Source organism: Vibrio zhugei, from assembly GCF_003716875.1.
GTDB lineage: Bacteria > Pseudomonadota > Gammaproteobacteria > Enterobacterales > Vibrionaceae > Vibrio > Vibrio zhugei.
The window spans coordinates 1043555-1058526 of record NZ_CP033077.1 but is presented as its reverse complement, the minus strand read 5'-3'; the positions used below and the strand labels follow the sequence as shown (position 1 = coordinate 1058526).

Below are 14972 nucleotides of genomic sequence, written 5' to 3'. Positions count from 1 at the left end.
GGCATCTTGCTTATATCCGCACTTTTCATTCAATGCTCTTTTTTTATTTTTGCCTCACGCAAACGTTACCTTAGCGTCAATGGTGTGCTTTTTCGCTCGATTCACGCTTTTTGTGTGGCGATACTGTCACCACGCATTCCTCAGAATCAATTAGCATTCGTACTTCTCACTTTTGTGGCGGGCTTATCAATCTGGCATGGTCGCCAATGCATACGGATGAGGGTGACGGCGGATCGCCACACCAATACCTTCCTTCGACACAACCTCGAATACCTTTTTTGACGTAATATTATATTGAATCGTTCAGACGATAATTATTGGAGAAACAAGTAATGGACAACAAATTAAAGTTTACAGAAAGCCACGAGTGGGTTCGCGATAACGGTGATGGCACCGTCACAGTTGGCATCTCTGATCACGCCCAAGAACTCTTAGGTGACGTGGTATTTGTTGAACTACCAGAAATTGACAGCGAATTCGATGCTGGCGATGCATTCTCTTTGGTGGAATCGGTCAAAGCGGCTTCTGACATTTACGCGCCGGTCTCTGGTGTTGTGGTTGCCGTCAATGAAGACTTGGAAGACAGTCCAGAATTGGTGAACGACGAACCTTACGAGAATGGCTGGATTGCGACCCTAAAAATGAATGACGCGGAAGAATTAGACGATCTCAAAAACGCGGCTGATTATATGGCGGCATTGGAAGCAGACGAAGACTGATCGACTCACTTCCTCATTTGTTAGATAGCCGCCGATTGTGGCTATCTTGACTTAGTCACAGTGGTGAATTCTGCTCAGTCATTGGCTGAGCAAGATCACAGGTAAGGTAGCAATGACTGATTTACTCAAAAGTTTAAGCACATCTGGCGAGTTTATTCGCCGACACAACGGCCCTCGCGCGCAAGACGAAGCGCGTATGCTGAACACCATTAACGCCGCATCAATCGATGCCTTGATTGATGAAACGGTGCCAGCCGCCATTCGTCTGGAATCTCCATTAGAACTGGGCAGTGCTCTCAGTGAACCATGCATGATGCAGACCCTCAAAGAATTTGCGAAGCAGAACGTGGTGCAACGCACCTTCATCGGTCAAGGTTACTATAATACCGTTACGCCCAACGTTATATTACGTAATGTATTAGAAAACCCAGGATGGTACACCGCCTATACCCCATATCAGCCAGAGATTTCTCAAGGTCGCTTAGAGGCGTTATTAAACTTCCAACAAATGATCACAGATCTGACGGCAATGGACATTGCCAATGCCTCGTTGTTGGATGAAGCGACGGCCGCAGCTGAAGCCATGGCACTGTGTAAACGAGCAGGAAAAAGCAAAAGCAAGTCCTTCTTCGTCGCTGATAATTTGCATCCACAAACCATTGAAGTGGTCAAAACTCGCGCTGAGTTTTTAGAATTTGATGTCATTGTGGCCCCTGCGCATACCGTGACTGAACATGACGTGTTTGGCGCGCTCTTCCAACATCCAACGACCAGTGGTGAAGTCGTCGATTTGACCCCTTTGATTGAACAGGTACACCAAACAAAAGCGCTCGTCACGGTCGCGACCGATCTTCTCGCCAGCACATTATTAAAACCGGCGGGTGAAATGGGCGCGGATGTGGTCATCGGAAGTGCACAACGTTTCGGCGTTCCTTTAGGCTTCGGTGGCCCCCACGCCGCCTTCATGGCCACCCAAGATAAATACAAACGTACGATGCCAGGTCGCGTTATTGGTGTGTCAGTCGATGCAAAGGGACGTCCTGCATTGCGCATGGCGATGCAAACTCGTGAGCAACATATTCGCCGCGAGAAAGCCACCTCCAATATCTGTACCGCACAAGCTCTACTCGCCAACATGGCTGGATTTTATGCGGTATACCATGGACCTGAGGGTCTAAAAACCATTGCTCGTCGTACTCATCACCTTACCGCCATACTCGCCGCTGGCTTGACGGAAACGGGTTTTGAGCTTGCACATCATCACTTCTTCGATACTTTAACGGTGCTGACGACCGAACGAACTGGCGCGCTTTACAATAAACTTCAATCTTACGGGATTAACGTGCGTTTGTATGATGGCAGTTTAGGCATCAGTTTGGATGAAACCAGTTCAGACGCCGATTTACACTTACTGTTCTCGGCCTTTGGGGTGAAATCGACCGTCGAAACCCTGTCTGCACACATTGCCGACAATGAGTTCGCCGCCATTCCTGAGAGCTGTCGCCGTACCAGTGACTATCTGACTCATCCCGTATTTAATACCCATCATAGTGAAACGCAAATGATGCGTTATCTAAAACGGCTCGAGAACAAAGATTTCTCATTAACACACGGTATGATTCCACTCGGTAGCTGTACCATGAAGCTCAATGCAGCGGCGGAAATGCTGCCGATTACTTGGCCAGAGTTCAACCAGCTACACCCGTTTGCCCCACAAGCACAAACGGCGGGTTATCAAGCACTGGCAAGCGATCTCAAAGAAAAACTATGTGCGATTACAGGCTACGATGCCTTCTCACTACAGCCTAACTCTGGGGCTTCTGGAGAATATGCGGGGTTAATTGCGATTCAACGCTATCACCGCAGCCGCGGAGAGGAGCATCGCAATGTGTGTTTGATCCCCAGCTCGGCACACGGCACAAACCCAGCCTCGGCATCAATGGTATCGATGAAAGTGGTCGTAGTAAAATGTGATGATAACGGCAATATTTCACTCAACGACCTCGACGAGAAAATCGCTAAGCATCGGGATAATCTCTCATGCATTATGATCACGTACCCATCAACCCACGGTGTATACGAGACGGAAGTCAAAACGATTTGTGACAAAGTTCATGACGCAGGCGGACAAGTCTACATGGATGGTGCCAACCTCAATGCGCAAGTTGGGCTCACTTCACCAGGATTTATTGGTTCCGATGTGTCTCACCTTAACTTACACAAGACCTTCTGTATTCCGCACGGCGGCGGCGGACCTGGCATGGGGCCTATCGGTGTAAAAGCGCACTTAGCCGACTTTTTACCCGGCCACATCGAACATGGTGTCGACGGTAGCGAGTACGCCATTTCTGCCGCGGATATGGGCAGTGCGTCGATCTTGCCGATTTCATGGGCTTACATTGCAATGATGGGCGGTGACGGTTTAACCCAAGCCTCTAAAACCGCGATTCTCAATGCCAACTACATCATGGAACGCCTCGCACCACACTATGCTGTGTTGTACAAAGGCCAAAATGAGCGAGTCGCACACGAATGTATTATCGATATTCGTCCGTTAAAAGACGCGACCGGCATTAGTGAAGAAGATATCGCCAAACGTTTGATAGACTACGGCTTCCATGCGCCGACCATGTCCTTCCCGGTGGCTGGCACTTTGATGATAGAGCCAACAGAATCGGAAGATCTGGTCGAGATTGATCGTTTTTGTGATGCCATGATTGGCATTCGTAACGAGATTGCTCGCATTGAATCTGGCGAGTGGACCCTAGCAGAAAACCCATTGGTGAATGCGCCGCACACCCAAGCGGATCTCATGAGTGAGGAATGGCCGCACGCCTACTCTCGCGAAGTGGCCTGCTTCCCTACGCCACACAGCAAAGCCTCTAAATACTGGCCAACGGTCAACCGTGTTGATAACGTCTACGGTGACCGTAACTTAATCTGCTCATGCCCAAGCATCGAGAGTTATGAGTAATCTCAAGCACTTGTCACTATAAGCAAGTAGCAAGCTAACTTGAATCAAAAAAGGCGAACCTAACGGTTCGCCTTTTTATGACGAGCGAGAAAATTCTTATACCAAAACAAGTGACGTCTTTGGCGTAAAACTGTTCCGGTCAGCTCACGATTCAATTGTCTCTTCCGCTCAATCAGACATAGGCGTTCTCAGGTCTGTCCCTAGACGATAAATGACAGTTTCTCCCTATTCCCATTCGCGATTGAGCAAGCTGAAGGGTCACTATCAACAATAGTGATTACCAACGCCGAGGAAGTGACGCTTTATTGTGCTACTAACGTTTCAAATCGTAATCCACTCGCTGTGCGGTTCGGAAAACCTTTCCAATAAGTATGGTCGGCACTGTTCACGCCCTTGCCCCATTGACCATCGTTAGAATGTGGTACCACATCGAGATAGGCGGCCATACTGTCATCGTGTTTAAGGTACTTACCTAACCAAGCGGTAATGAAATGCGTCGAAATATTATTCATTCGCACGTTATCCCAAACAGGATCTAGATAATGCATGGAGAAGTTAAACCCTAAATCAGGATCGAATTGATACATTTCCTCTGGCGGCGCCATAGGAGCCCCAGCATTATGATTGGCATACTCAAAGGTTAACAGGGAGCGATCAACACTTGTCGCCGCTTTCCACAATGCGCGAACCCCATCATCATAACCCACAATGTCGTCTTTTGATCCAGCAATCATCAACATGGGAACACGAATCCCTTTCGCCGTTTGCGCGTCCATAAAGCCGTTATTCATACCCGCCGGAGCGAAGGTGACGGCTGTTTTTATGCGATCATCGGCAAGCTCAAGATACTCAGCACTGCCCGTTAAATATGGGTCTAATGTTCCCGTCGGTGCCGAAAAAAAACCTTCATTTTGATGGACGGCATAAGAGGTTAACCCTCCCCCTACGGTCACCGTTGTGCCGTAAGCGCCCATAGAATAACCAATAATGCCTGTATTATTGGCGTCCACAAGATGATAAAAATAGGAAGTGGGATCTTTGGCTAACTGACTGATTTGGTCAATAATAAACAACTGATCTTTCGTACGGTTAACAATACTTGAGCTGATATCACCTAAGGTACGATACGTCGAATCCGTATGATCGATAGCCACCACAACATAACCCTTTGAGGCAATATTTTCGGCGATGGGTGACATTAAAAAGCGATTACCTGGGTAGCCATGGGAGAGAATGACAAGAGGAAAAGCTTTATCAGATTTAAGCGGCTTCGCTCCCACAATAGCGCGTCCATGCAGGGCGATTTTTGTCTTACCATCACGTGCATACACATTCAACACATGTGACCCTTTGGCATTAGACACCGCAGGATACCAAGTCTCAACCGTTAACGGACGGTCGTAATAGGGAAACGCATCATCCTTGTGTCTATCTCGCTCGGTATTCAAAACATCAATCTGATGTTTATGGACAAACTCTAACTGTCTAACGCCGACCGTCTGGTTACCATACGCCGCAAGCTCAGGCGCATCCGCGCGTACAATATCAATTCGATTCTCAGCATAGGCCGCAGACAATGGCATACAAGATACCATCAAAAACCTCGCAACATAGCGCGCCATATTTTTATTGTTCATTGCCATCATCCTTTTATAAGCTCAGTTACTTCCCCAAATCGTTCTCATCGACGTGCTAGACGGTAGCGCCTTACTGTACCCTCGCTATCCGTTACGTAGTTACCGAGATATTCGCCACCACAGTTTTCGATGACCTTTTGAGATGCAGGATTATCCATTGAGCAAGTCACAATAACTGCGTCAGTGACAACGTGATCGCGCACCCAAGCGAGGAGAAAAGAGGCGACGCCTTTACCACGAGCTGACGGTCTCGTTTCGTAACCAATATGACCAATGACATTTTCTACTTTGGCATTGGTGCCTTTGCGAACTCGGATGGCACCTAAGATTTTAGAGTTTGCTAAACAATAGTACGTTGTGCTGGGCAAATAACCGTTTGTTAACTCAGCCGTTGCCTTAGAACGTTCAATCAACCCTAATAAATACGCTTTCGGGTTTTGATCCACTCCGGAATACCGAGGAATACCCGCCTCTAAGCATTCTTTCGCGTAATTCGCTAATATTGGAGCCAAATCAGGATTGGCCTCTACCACTTCCATGTCAATGTCCCTCACAACCATATAACGCTCTACTGAGCGGCGCTCAAGTGGTTTAAACTAAGATTATTAAGACGCGAACAAACGCCAGCGATTTTTGTCCAATTTAAGTCACTTGCACTGTTGTCACTACGACATACCAATATTTTTGGACATATTGAAGGCAGTAATCACAAACCCGACTTCCTGATATAGCTTGAGTGCACGCTTATTTTGATACGCGACTCTTAGTTTTATTTGATTCACACCCACGTCTTGTAGTTTTTTTTCCAAATCAGCGATAGCTTGAGTTCCATACCCCAAACCACGGTATTCATTGGATACAAAGAAATCATATATAAAGCTCGACTTGTCTACAACGTCAATGGAATGCCACAAATAACCGACTCGCTTTGTCTGCCCATCAACCTCTGCATCGATACATAGCAATGAATGCTCATTTCCCTGTAAACCATTAGGAAAGCAACGATACAGCTCTTTTTTAGCCAGCTCATTCGCCACATTTATCGAGTGTCCATAATTTTCAGCGATTTCCCGACTGTAGTCGTCGATAAAGTACTGACAGTAACCTGGGTATTCTTCTGTTCGCATTTCCCTAAGTACAATCATTATCAATTCCTTTCCATGCGATGGATGATTATATTTTATAACGCTTTATTAAGGTGAGGCATGCAATAATAAGACTTCTACATAGTCCCTTACCCACTAAAACTAACGCATGACACACTTGGATAGCTTTAGTGGCTAAATCAACGCCAATCATTGACGTTTTCATTGCTTTCCTCCAACAGTTTGACTCACTCAAAGGTTAATCTGTGATTAGAGCGGGAGTCCAATTATCTTGTTATGTGCGTTGCTATGTGTTGCGCACACTCCTTCACTGTATCGTTCTATGTAGAGAGTTCAAGGTCATAAACAACGCCTTGATGGACGCGCAAAGCTTGTTCTACAGCAGAGCCTTGAACACGATCACTTCGTAACCTCTCGCGTTCAACTAATACGTCTAAACAGCAATGAACACCGACAAACAGCGTGCTTGTTGAGCCTAAGGCGAGGTTCCATAGCTTTTGTTCACTAGAGCCATCCATAACATCATCGACTATGACACCAAGACCTAAATCTGCTAGGTGCTTAACTGTGGAGTGATAAGCCAGATTTACTTTTCTACCATATGAACCACTTTGGATTCTTTGGACAACTTTCCCTTCTAGTAATTCTTGTTGGAAGTAAAAACCGTCAGATTTCCCATCACCGCAATCTAGTGAATTCGACTTTTCTGGCATCATAGAGATGAATGTATCGATGCCAATGTGTAAGTAGTTTCTAGGCAAAATCGATTGAAGTTCTTTAGCAATCGAGCTTTTTCCAGAACTGCTTGCACCATTTAAGATTATGACATCCATACTTATTTTACCTCCAAGCACATAACGCTCTTATCACGCGCTTGTCCCGTGCATTGGTTTGTTATCTTTTGCTAAATTTTCAATTTGAGATTGATTTAACCGGAATACTGAAATTTCATCCAGTTTTTGTGCTCCGATATTCAAATAAAACTTAATTGCAGAATCATTTGTTTTAAGCGCCCACCACTCAAAGCGGGCGCAATCTTTTTCTTTTGCTATTTGAGCTAGATAAATGAGTGTTTTTTTGCCAATTCCCTTTCCTTGACACTCTGGTTCAACATATAAATCATCTAGATGCCCGAATTCAACTGCGAAGTGCGACATTCTCCAATCTCAAGCAACTAAAACCATTTTCTCAAATACAATGGCTGATTGCTTGAAGTCTAAACACTTTTTCGGTCGATAATTTATCCGCGATAAAGCGAACTCTATATCGATGTCCGTCACTGTCGTTAGATCGGTTCCTTTCTTCACATATTGCCTTAAAAGCCCGTTCGCATTCTCATTGGCTCCACGCTCCCAAGAGCTATAAGGATGGGCAAAGTACACATCAGCCTCCAACGCCTTTGCGATGGTTTCATGGCCTGCAAACTCTCTCCCATTATCTGCCGTGATAGTATGGACATGTTCCTTATAAGGCATGAGTAGCTCTATGGTGGCTTGAGTGACATCATCTGCTGACTTCGATGGCACTTTCTTGACCACGTAAAATCGTGTTTTACGCTCTAAAATAGTCACCATAGCACCGTAAGCGCACCACAAACCCCACATTCTAATCACGCATTGCCCACTCTATGATCACATCTCCAATCCAAAGGAGATGTGGCATGAATAAACGACGCACCGATCAAGAATGGCTTTCTCTGATTGAGCAATGCCAAGCCAGTTCGCTTACACAACAAGATTTTTGCCAAAAACACGACATTAGCGTATCGACGTTTTACGCTAAGCGGCAGCAGTTGAGTGTTAACCCATCTCCAACTCAGAGCGGCTTCGTTAAGGCCGAAATTATTGAAAAAACCACCTGTCGCAAGGTGACCCAGACGTCGGTAGCCAACATGACTTTGATAGTAAATAACATCGAATTGAGTATTCCTCAAGGCACGCCACCACACTATCTTGCTGAGTTGATTGGAGCCTTGTCATGAAGCGCATGATGACCGCGCCAGTGGTGTATTTATACCGCGAGTTTGTCGATTTCAGAAAATCTATCAATGGTCTGGCGCTGTTGATTGAATCCGACACCGACCTTGAGCTAGGCTCAGGGGCATTGTTCCTCTTCACCAATAAACAACGCGATAAAATCAAAGCGTTGTATTGGGACCAAACGGGTTATGCGCTCTGGTATAAACGCCTCGAAAAAGCCAAGTTTAAGTGGCCCACGCAAGAGAAAAATACGGTGTTGACCTTAACGCAATTTGACCTCGACAGACTGCTTTCTGACTTCACAATAATCGGCCATAAATCGGTAAAAATCGACAGTTTTACAATGGGTTAATGGCAATAAAAGTCAGATAAACCAAGCCTTTTTTATCGGTATTCAGTACAATAACGACCATGAAAAAGACGACCCCCGACATCAATCCAGACAGCCAAAACATCGCGGAACTTCAAGCGATGGTGAAGGCGTTGATGTCTGAGCAAGAAGCTTGGCAGCAAAAAGAATCACAATGGCAACAAGAGCGCCAATCCTTGATTGAGCAGTTCAAACTGGCACTTGACCGTCAGTTCGCCAAGCGCTCTGAAGCGTTAAAACCGTATAACGAAGCTCAGGGCGACTTCTTTAATGAAGTGGAATGCGAAGCGGAGAACGTCGACGAAGACGTGGTGACCACGACGACCACAACAAAGTGCCGTGGTAAACGCCAGCCATTACCGAAAGACTTACCTCGCGAAACCGTGGTTCTTGACCTGGACGAGCACGATAAACAGTGTCCTTGCTGTCAACATTCTCTGCATCAAATCGGGGAAGACCGTAGCGAGAAACTGGAGTTCACGCCTGCCGTTCTCAAAGTTATCGACTACGTTCGTCCTAAATACGCGTGCCGTCATTGTGAGCAACACAGTGAGACTAACCCCGTTCACCAACAGCCAGCACCCGAGAGCATTATCCCGAAAAGCTTCGCCACAGAAAGCTTGCTGGCCAATATCATCTTAGGTAAATACCAGTACGCCTTGCCGCTGTATCGACAAGAAACCTTGTTCACGCAATCGGGCATCGACTTATCAAGAACCACTATGGCTCGCTGGGTTATCCAAGTGAGCGAGAAGTTCCAACCCTTGTACCAAGCCTTAAAAACGCACTTACTTGAGCAAGTGGTGGTGCATGCTGATGAAACCCCATTGAATGTTCTGCAAGAAGAGAAGCGCAGTTACATGTGGCTTTACTGCTCAGGCGCTGACTCTCCGCAAGCTTGTTTACCGGAGATGAAAAACATCGTCTTGTACGACTATCAAAACAGTCGCGCGAGAGCGTGCCCAATGGACTTCTTGGGCGATTACTCGGGTTACCTGCAAACCGATGGTTATGTGGCGTACGATGGTCTCACTCAAGTGACAAACGTTGGTTGCTTCGCTCATGCTCGCCGTAAGTTCATGGAAGCAAAAAAGCTTCAGGGAAAAGGCAAGACTGGGAAAGTGGATATCGCGCTAGCAAAAATCCAAAAACTCTATGCGCTTGAAGCTCGCTTAAAACCGTCGTCAGCCGAAGAGCGTTGGTCAGAGAGACAATCACACGCCAAACCGATATTGGACGACCTGTATCAATGGCTCACGACACAAAAGGTGTTCGAATCCAGCCCACCGGGTAAAGCGATTAAATACACCTTGGGTCAATGGCCAAAGTTGGTGCGTTATGTGGATGATGGGCACGTATCCATCGACAACAATCGAGCAGAGCGTGCGATAAAATCGATGGTCATTGGCCGAAAGAACTGGCTCTTCGCCAACACATCAAGAGGCGCCGATGCTAGCGCATTACTCTATAGCATCATCGAGACGGCTAAAGCCAATGGACTCATTCTGTACGATTACATGGTCAAATGCATGAAAGAGCTGGCGAAAGCAGAGCCCGACATTGACTCACTTCTTCCGTGGAACTTCTCACACTAAAACGCCCCGTGTGTTCATGGGGCGCTTACATAGCACCAGTGCCATGTTTGCCTAATACGGTGTCGATTTCCCAATCACCCAATCGCTCCTTACTGTCAACGATGCTTGGCCTATCATCGATAGAAATAGCATTCTTGATCGCTGGCGCTTTCTCTTTCTTACCGCGACGATACCGCTTGTGTTCTTGTCTCAAGTGGCGATATAACTTGCCACCTAAGCGTTTATCCTGAGCGACATATCGGTAGATCCACTCATGACTCACAGCGGCACCGACTTTCGTATAGTACACAGGAAATCCCCGAATTCAACTGCGAAGTGCGACACTCTCCAATATCAAGAAGCTAAAGCCATCTCCTCAATATAATGGCTGCCTGCTTGAAGCCTAAACCACTTTCTCGGACGGTAATTTATCCGCGATAAAGCGAACTCTATATCGATGTCCGTCACTGTCGTTAGATTCGGTTCCTTTCTTCACATATTGCCTTAAAAGACCGTTCGCATTCTCATTAGCCCACGCTCCCAAGAACTGTACGGATGAGCAAAGTACACATCAGCCTTTAATTCTTTTGCGATGGTTTCATGACCTGCAAACTCTCGCCCGTTATCTGCCGTAATGGTATGGACATGTTTCTTATAGGGCTTCAGTAGCTCTATTGTCGCTTTGGTGACATCATCCGCTGACTTAGATGGCACTTTCTGTACCACGTAAAATCGAGTCTTACGCTCTAAAATAGTCACCATTGCACCTGTACCATGCTTACCTAGCACAGTGTCGATTTCCCAGTCACCAAACCGCTCCTTACTGTCAACGATGCTTGGTCTATCATCAATCGAAACGGCATTTTTTATCGCTGGAGCTTTCTCTTGTTTACCTCGGCGATACCGCTTATGACCTTGTCTCAAGTGACGATATAACTTACCGCCCAAGCGTTTATCTTGAGCAACAAAGCGATAGATCCACTCATGACTGACAGATGCACCAATTTTCGTTAATACATTAGAAATCTGCTCTGGACTCCAATCTGTTTCTAAAAGAAGGCGGATAAAATCGACACGTTCCTTTGGTATTCGGTATTTACGTGCTGTTTTGCGCTTTTTGGTAGACGACATCTGGCTTCGTTAGGGCAATAATGCTCTCCCTTCCGACCGCGTTAAGCTCACGGTATACCGTCGAGCGGTGGCACTGAACTGTTTTAGCTATTTCAGGAACCGAAATTCCCCGTTCCAAAAGAGCAGAAATCTGGTATCTTCTGCCTTCGGTCAACTGTTTGATAATTCATGGTAGTACTGCTTGTTTCTTTGGCGAGAAGAGCGTACCACTTCAGCAGTTGGCTTCCTCTTCTACATATTTCCATGAATGTCGCACTTATTATCTGAAATCGGGTATTACCCGATATGAATAAGCTAAATAATCTCTGGCAAAGGTGGTTTTTCTTTACCTATACGAGCCTTGAAGTTATTAATATCCGTTTCGAAATTTTTGTCTTCTGTTTTTAGAGCAAACTCTAACATACCATCTGTAAACCTAGTTAGGTTCAAATGATTTGATATGCGCTCATGCTTGAGGATTTTTCCATAAAGTAAGTTATGATCTATATAATCAATAGATATAACAGAAACATAGTCATTGTATTTTATATATCTTGCATTTATTCTTTGCCTATGTGCAAATTGAATCCTACAATAATCTCTTAATATCAACCCACAACTTTCAATTAATTAGATGAATCGCCAAGCTCATATTTTTGAGCAGAGCTTAATATTTTGTCAATATGATATGACAATGATAAGAAATCTTGCTTACTGAAGTATTTTAATGCATCATTATTAAAAGTTTGTAGTTCTTCTCTTGATTATCAATTACATCATTTAGTAAGTTATCTAGTATTTCATCATCAAAATTTAAAGTATATGTTTCACTATAAAGTTCTTTAAGAAATTCAATAAAATCCTTATATTCTAGTTGGAAGTCTAGGTTAGGGTTATCTATAAAGTCCAATTCTACTGGGTATGTTTCTGTAGGAACTTGCAGTTTCTTTTTGTGTATAGAATTTAAGTTATATTCAAGATATGCTTCACGTCTAATCGGTGAGGTTGAAAGTGCTAGAATGAATTTGTAAGATAGCTCTGAGTCATTTAGATAAGTGACAATCAAAATGACTGTCGACATAATTTTCTTTTTAGCAATTGATCAAAGTTGGTGTGCGTCACCATATTATCAAGCACATTACAAATGGTTTTAATTAGTCTTTCTTTCTGATTGCTATAAAGAAGATAATACATACCATCGACTATATTTTGAACTATTTGAAAAGAGTTGTGAAAGCACTCGTCTCCGAAAATCATATCCAGCGCGGTTGAATATGCACCAGATGTTATTTCTGGATAATATTTTAATATAGTGTGGTCATTAATATACTCGTATAGTCTATCATTATCTTTATCATCTAACCTTATCGATAAAAGCTCTTTCCTTCTAGACTCAACCCACTCACTAGCTTTGATTTTTCCATTTATTTTTGAACGTCTTGTGAAAATTATTGGTGTGTAATCTGGAAGATAACCCCCTCTGGCAGGATAGTTGTCACTGTTAAAATTTAACCAGTTAGGGGCGGTAACAGAGTAAATCATGTCTCGTTATCCGCAGGAAAGAAAAGACGCTATATTGAAAAAACTATTACCTCCATACTCTCGCTCAGTGGCGGAAGTCGCAAAAGAAGAAGGCATCAGTGAAGCAACCCTGTATAATTGGCGTAACGCATTAAGACAGTCAGGAGCCGTTGTGCCAGATAGTAATACTTCCTCCGATCAGTGGTCAGCGCAAACTAAGTTAGCTGTGGTTGCTGAAACCTTTTCCATGACAGAGCATGAGCTAAGTCAGTATTGTCGTGAAAAGGGGCTTTATCCTGAGCAGCTCAAAGAGTGGCGCAGCGAATGTATGCACGGCTTCATGACTCAAAAAGAACGAGAAGCGGAAGCCAAGAAACAGGCAAAAGCGGACAAACATGAAATAAAAGAGTTGAAGAAAGAACTCCGTTACAAAGAAAAAGCGCTGGCAGAAACCACCGCGCTTCTGGTGCTGAGAAAAAAGCTCAGAGCCTTTTACGGGGAAGAGCCCGAGGACGATTAACCTCAACCGATGAAAGGCAAAGCTTGGTTGCACTCATCCATGAGGCTCGCCAAAACGGCTGTCGATTAGAGAGTGCCTGTCATGAAGCTGAGATCGATTTACGGACTTACCGTCGCTGGTATCAGAGCGGTGAAATACAGGAAGATCAACGGCCGATAGCGACACGACCAGAGCCAGTAAACAAGCTCTCAAAGCAAGAAAGACAGTTGATCGTTGAAGTCAGTAACGCGCCTGAATACGCGAGTCTACCACCGAGTCAAATCGTCCCAACCTTACTGGATAAAGGTGAATATATCGCATCGGAATCGAGTTTTTATCGGGTTTTGAAAGCAGAAGGTCAACTTAACCGTCGAGGTCGCCAACGTAGTCGAAAAAAGTCATCGAGACCAACAAGTTACACCGCTACAGGGCCGAATCAGGTTTTCACTTGGGATATTACGTACATGCCGTCTGGGGTTCGTGGTCAGCATTATTATCTGTACATGATCGAAGATATTTATAGCCGAAAAATCGTTGGGTATGACGTCTATGACCGAGAGTGCGGAGAGTTGGCCGCTCAGTTACTGCAACGAACCTTGATGCGAGAGCAATGCTTCAATCAGTCTCTGGTTTTGCATTCAGATAATGGCGCTCCAATGAAATTGCGTATTTCGGTGATTGCGATCGCTTGTTTCGGTTTATTCCGATCACCTGATCCTGTCATTTTTCTCTCTTCCTATTTTTACTCTAAGTGATCGGATTGCGCCAGTTTTCTCATTGATTCACCTCCCAGTTCTATTCGATGACTATTGTGTACCAGCCGATCCATGAGAGCATCTGCGACGGTGGCGTTGCCGATCATGTTGTACCACTCTTTTACAGGTAATTGGCTGATGACGATTGTGCTGCTGTTTTGGTAACGATCTTCAAGCACTTCTAATAAGTGGCCCGCGTGTTCCTGAGTCAGTTTTTCCATCCCCCAGTCGTCGAGGATCAGTAAGCCTTTCTTAGCCAACGATTGAAGTTGTTTTTGATAGCTGCCATCCAGACGTCCTGCGGTCAGGTCATCAAGCAAGCGAGTTAATCGGTAGTATCTGACCGTTTGTTGTTGGTCGCAGGCACTGGTTGCCAGTGCACAACCAAGATACGTTTTACCTGCTCCTGTTGGGCCTGTGATCAAGATGTTTTGGTGCTTGTGTAGATAACTGCCCGTTAGTAGTTCGCTCATTTGTTTACGGTTGAGGTTTCGTCCCTCCTTGTAGACGAGTTGGCTCGGCTGTGCATCCACTCTTAATTTGGCTTGTCGTTTTAAGCGTTGGATTTTGGTCTGATTGCGATTCAAGATTTCGCTTTCCAGAAGCAGGCTTAGTCTCTCCTCGAAGTCCAGCTCTGCGTAGGTCGTCAGTTGCTCTTGTTGCTGCTCTAACGCTTTCGCCGCATGGCTCAACCGCAGGGTTTTTAGTTGGTTATTGAGTGTGTTCAT

General features: G+C 45.1%; 13 protein-coding genes and 4 pseudogenes. 6 read left to right on the top strand and 11 right to left on the bottom strand.

Annotation, left to right across the window (positions count from 1 at the left end; all coding sequences use genetic code 11):
• The first annotated feature begins 332 nt into the window (after window positions 1-332).
• Window positions 333-719, top strand: coding sequence for a glycine cleavage system protein GcvH (gene gcvH / locus EAE30_RS04850; RefSeq protein ID WP_123014917.1), 387 nt, complete (start codon window positions 333-335; stop codon window positions 717-719).
• A 112-nt stretch (window positions 720-831) separates the two neighbouring features.
• A complete protein-coding gene (gene gcvP, locus EAE30_RS04845) occupies window positions 832-3693 on the top strand; it encodes an aminomethyl-transferring glycine dehydrogenase (protein ID WP_123014916.1) in 2862 nt (953 codons plus the stop codon).
• A 302-nt stretch (window positions 3694-3995) separates the two neighbouring features.
• Here the strand turns inward: gcvP and EAE30_RS04840 are convergent, their stop codons facing one another.
• The 6 genes and pseudogenes from EAE30_RS04840 to EAE30_RS04815 all read right to left on the bottom strand — a co-directional run.
• Window positions 3996-5330, bottom strand: coding sequence for an alpha/beta hydrolase family protein (locus EAE30_RS04840; RefSeq protein WP_199287016.1), 1335 nt, complete (start codon window positions 5328-5330; stop codon window positions 3996-3998).
• Between the two features lie 44 nt (window positions 5331-5374).
• Entirely contained in the window at window positions 5375-5869 is a 495-nt protein-coding gene (locus EAE30_RS04835; protein WP_123014914.1) for a GNAT family N-acetyltransferase, read from the bottom strand.
• 126 nt (window positions 5870-5995) lie between these two features.
• Window positions 5996-6475, bottom strand: coding sequence for a GNAT family N-acetyltransferase (locus EAE30_RS04830; protein ID WP_123014913.1), 480 nt, complete (start codon window positions 6473-6475; stop codon window positions 5996-5998).
• A gap of 281 nt (window positions 6476-6756) precedes the next feature.
• Complete coding sequence (locus EAE30_RS04825) at window positions 6757-7290, bottom strand: chloramphenicol phosphotransferase CPT family protein (RefSeq protein WP_164711792.1); 534 nt, start codon at window positions 7288-7290, stop codon at window positions 6757-6759.
• A 12-nt stretch (window positions 7291-7302) separates the two neighbouring features.
• On the bottom strand, window positions 7303-7593 hold the full coding sequence (locus tag EAE30_RS04820) for a GNAT family N-acetyltransferase (RefSeq protein ID WP_123014911.1): 291 nt from the start codon (window positions 7591-7593) through the stop codon (window positions 7303-7305).
• Between the two features lie 9 nt (window positions 7594-7602).
• Window positions 7603-8016: pseudogene (locus EAE30_RS04815) on the bottom strand (IS30 family transposase); the annotation flags it as partial.
• Window positions 8017-8096: 80 nt separating this feature from the next.
• On the opposite strand from EAE30_RS04815, the gene tnpA reads away from it, so the two are divergent.
• The 3 genes from tnpA to tnpC are packed head-to-tail and all read left to right on the top strand — an operon-like array spanning window position 8097 to window position 10380.
• Window positions 8097-8417 carry an IS66 family insertion sequence element accessory protein TnpA gene (gene tnpA / locus EAE30_RS04810; protein ID WP_123014138.1) on the top strand — a complete coding sequence of 107 codons (321 nt, stop codon included), beginning with the start codon at window positions 8097-8099 and terminating at the stop codon, window positions 8415-8417.
• Window positions 8414-8767: an IS66 family insertion sequence element accessory protein TnpB gene (gene tnpB / locus EAE30_RS04805; RefSeq protein ID WP_164711789.1), complete on the top strand. Its 354-nt coding sequence runs from the start codon at window positions 8414-8416 to the stop codon at window positions 8765-8767. Before tnpA ends, tnpB begins: the two co-directional genes overlap by 4 nt.
• 59 nt (window positions 8768-8826) lie before the next feature.
• A complete protein-coding gene (gene tnpC / locus EAE30_RS04800; RefSeq protein WP_123014910.1) occupies window positions 8827-10380 on the top strand; it encodes an IS66 family transposase in 1554 nt (517 codons plus the stop codon).
• A gap of 28 nt (window positions 10381-10408) precedes the next feature.
• Here the strand turns inward: tnpC and EAE30_RS04795 are convergent.
• The 4 genes and pseudogenes from EAE30_RS04795 to EAE30_RS18840 all read right to left on the bottom strand — a co-directional run.
• A pseudogene (locus EAE30_RS04795) lies at window positions 10409-10645 on the bottom strand (IS30 family transposase); the annotation flags it as partial.
• A gap of 68 nt (window positions 10646-10713) precedes the next feature.
• A pseudogene (locus EAE30_RS04790) lies at window positions 10714-11656 on the bottom strand (IS30 family transposase).
• A gap of 537 nt (window positions 11657-12193) precedes the next feature.
• Window positions 12194-12550, bottom strand: coding sequence for a hypothetical protein (locus EAE30_RS18845; RefSeq protein WP_199287015.1), 357 nt, complete (start codon window positions 12548-12550; stop codon window positions 12194-12196).
• Window positions 12532-13011, bottom strand: coding sequence for a hypothetical protein (locus tag EAE30_RS18840; protein ID WP_199287014.1), 480 nt, complete (start codon window positions 13009-13011; stop codon window positions 12532-12534). The genes EAE30_RS18845 and EAE30_RS18840 overlap by 19 nt, the downstream gene beginning before the upstream one ends.
• On the opposite strand from EAE30_RS18840, the pseudogene EAE30_RS18995 reads away from it, so the two are divergent.
• A pseudogene (locus tag EAE30_RS18995) lies at window positions 13010-14151 on the top strand (transposase); the annotation flags it as partial. The gene EAE30_RS18840 and the pseudogene EAE30_RS18995 overlap by 2 nt on opposite strands.
• A gap of 80 nt (window positions 14152-14231) precedes the next feature.
• On the opposite strand, the gene istB reads toward EAE30_RS18995, so the two are convergent.
• Complete coding sequence (gene istB / locus EAE30_RS04770) at window positions 14232-14972, bottom strand: IS21-like element ISVch3 family helper ATPase IstB (RefSeq protein WP_123014102.1); 741 nt, start codon at window positions 14970-14972, stop codon at window positions 14232-14234.

Excerpts from the sequence above, each read along its gene's own strand:
- gcvH (WP_123014917.1), top strand. The coding sequence starts at position 333 with ATGGACAACAAATTAAAGTTTACAGAAAGCCACGAGTGGGTTCGCGAT.
- gcvP (WP_123014916.1), top strand. The coding sequence starts at position 832 with ATGACTGATTTACTCAAAAGTTTAAGCACATCTGGCGAGTTTATTCGC.
- EAE30_RS04840 (WP_199287016.1), bottom strand. The coding sequence starts at position 5,330 with ATGAACAATAAAAATATGGCGCGCTATGTTGCGAGGTTTTTGATGGTA.
- EAE30_RS04835 (WP_123014914.1), bottom strand. The coding sequence starts at position 5,869 with ATGGAAGTGGTAGAGGCCAATCCTGATTTGGCTCCAATATTAGCGAAT.
- EAE30_RS04830 (WP_123014913.1), bottom strand. The coding sequence starts at position 6,475 with ATGATTGTACTTAGGGAAATGCGAACAGAAGAATACCCAGGTTACTGT.
- EAE30_RS04820 (WP_123014911.1), bottom strand. The coding sequence starts at position 7,593 with ATGTCGCACTTCGCAGTTGAATTCGGGCATCTAGATGATTTATATGTT.
- tnpA (WP_123014138.1), top strand. The coding sequence starts at position 8,097 with ATGAATAAACGACGCACCGATCAAGAATGGCTTTCTCTGATTGAGCAA.
- tnpB (WP_164711789.1), top strand. The coding sequence starts at position 8,414 with ATGAAGCGCATGATGACCGCGCCAGTGGTGTATTTATACCGCGAGTTT.
- tnpC (WP_123014910.1), top strand. The coding sequence starts at position 8,827 with ATGAAAAAGACGACCCCCGACATCAATCCAGACAGCCAAAACATCGCG.
- EAE30_RS18845 (WP_199287015.1), bottom strand. The coding sequence starts at position 12,550 with ATGTCGACAGTCATTTTGATTGTCACTTATCTAAATGACTCAGAGCTA.
- EAE30_RS18840 (WP_199287014.1), bottom strand. The coding sequence starts at position 13,011 with ATGATTTACTCTGTTACCGCCCCTAACTGGTTAAATTTTAACAGTGAC.
- istB (WP_123014102.1), bottom strand. The coding sequence starts at position 14,972 with ATGAACACACTCAATAACCAACTAAAAACCCTGCGGTTGAGCCATGCG.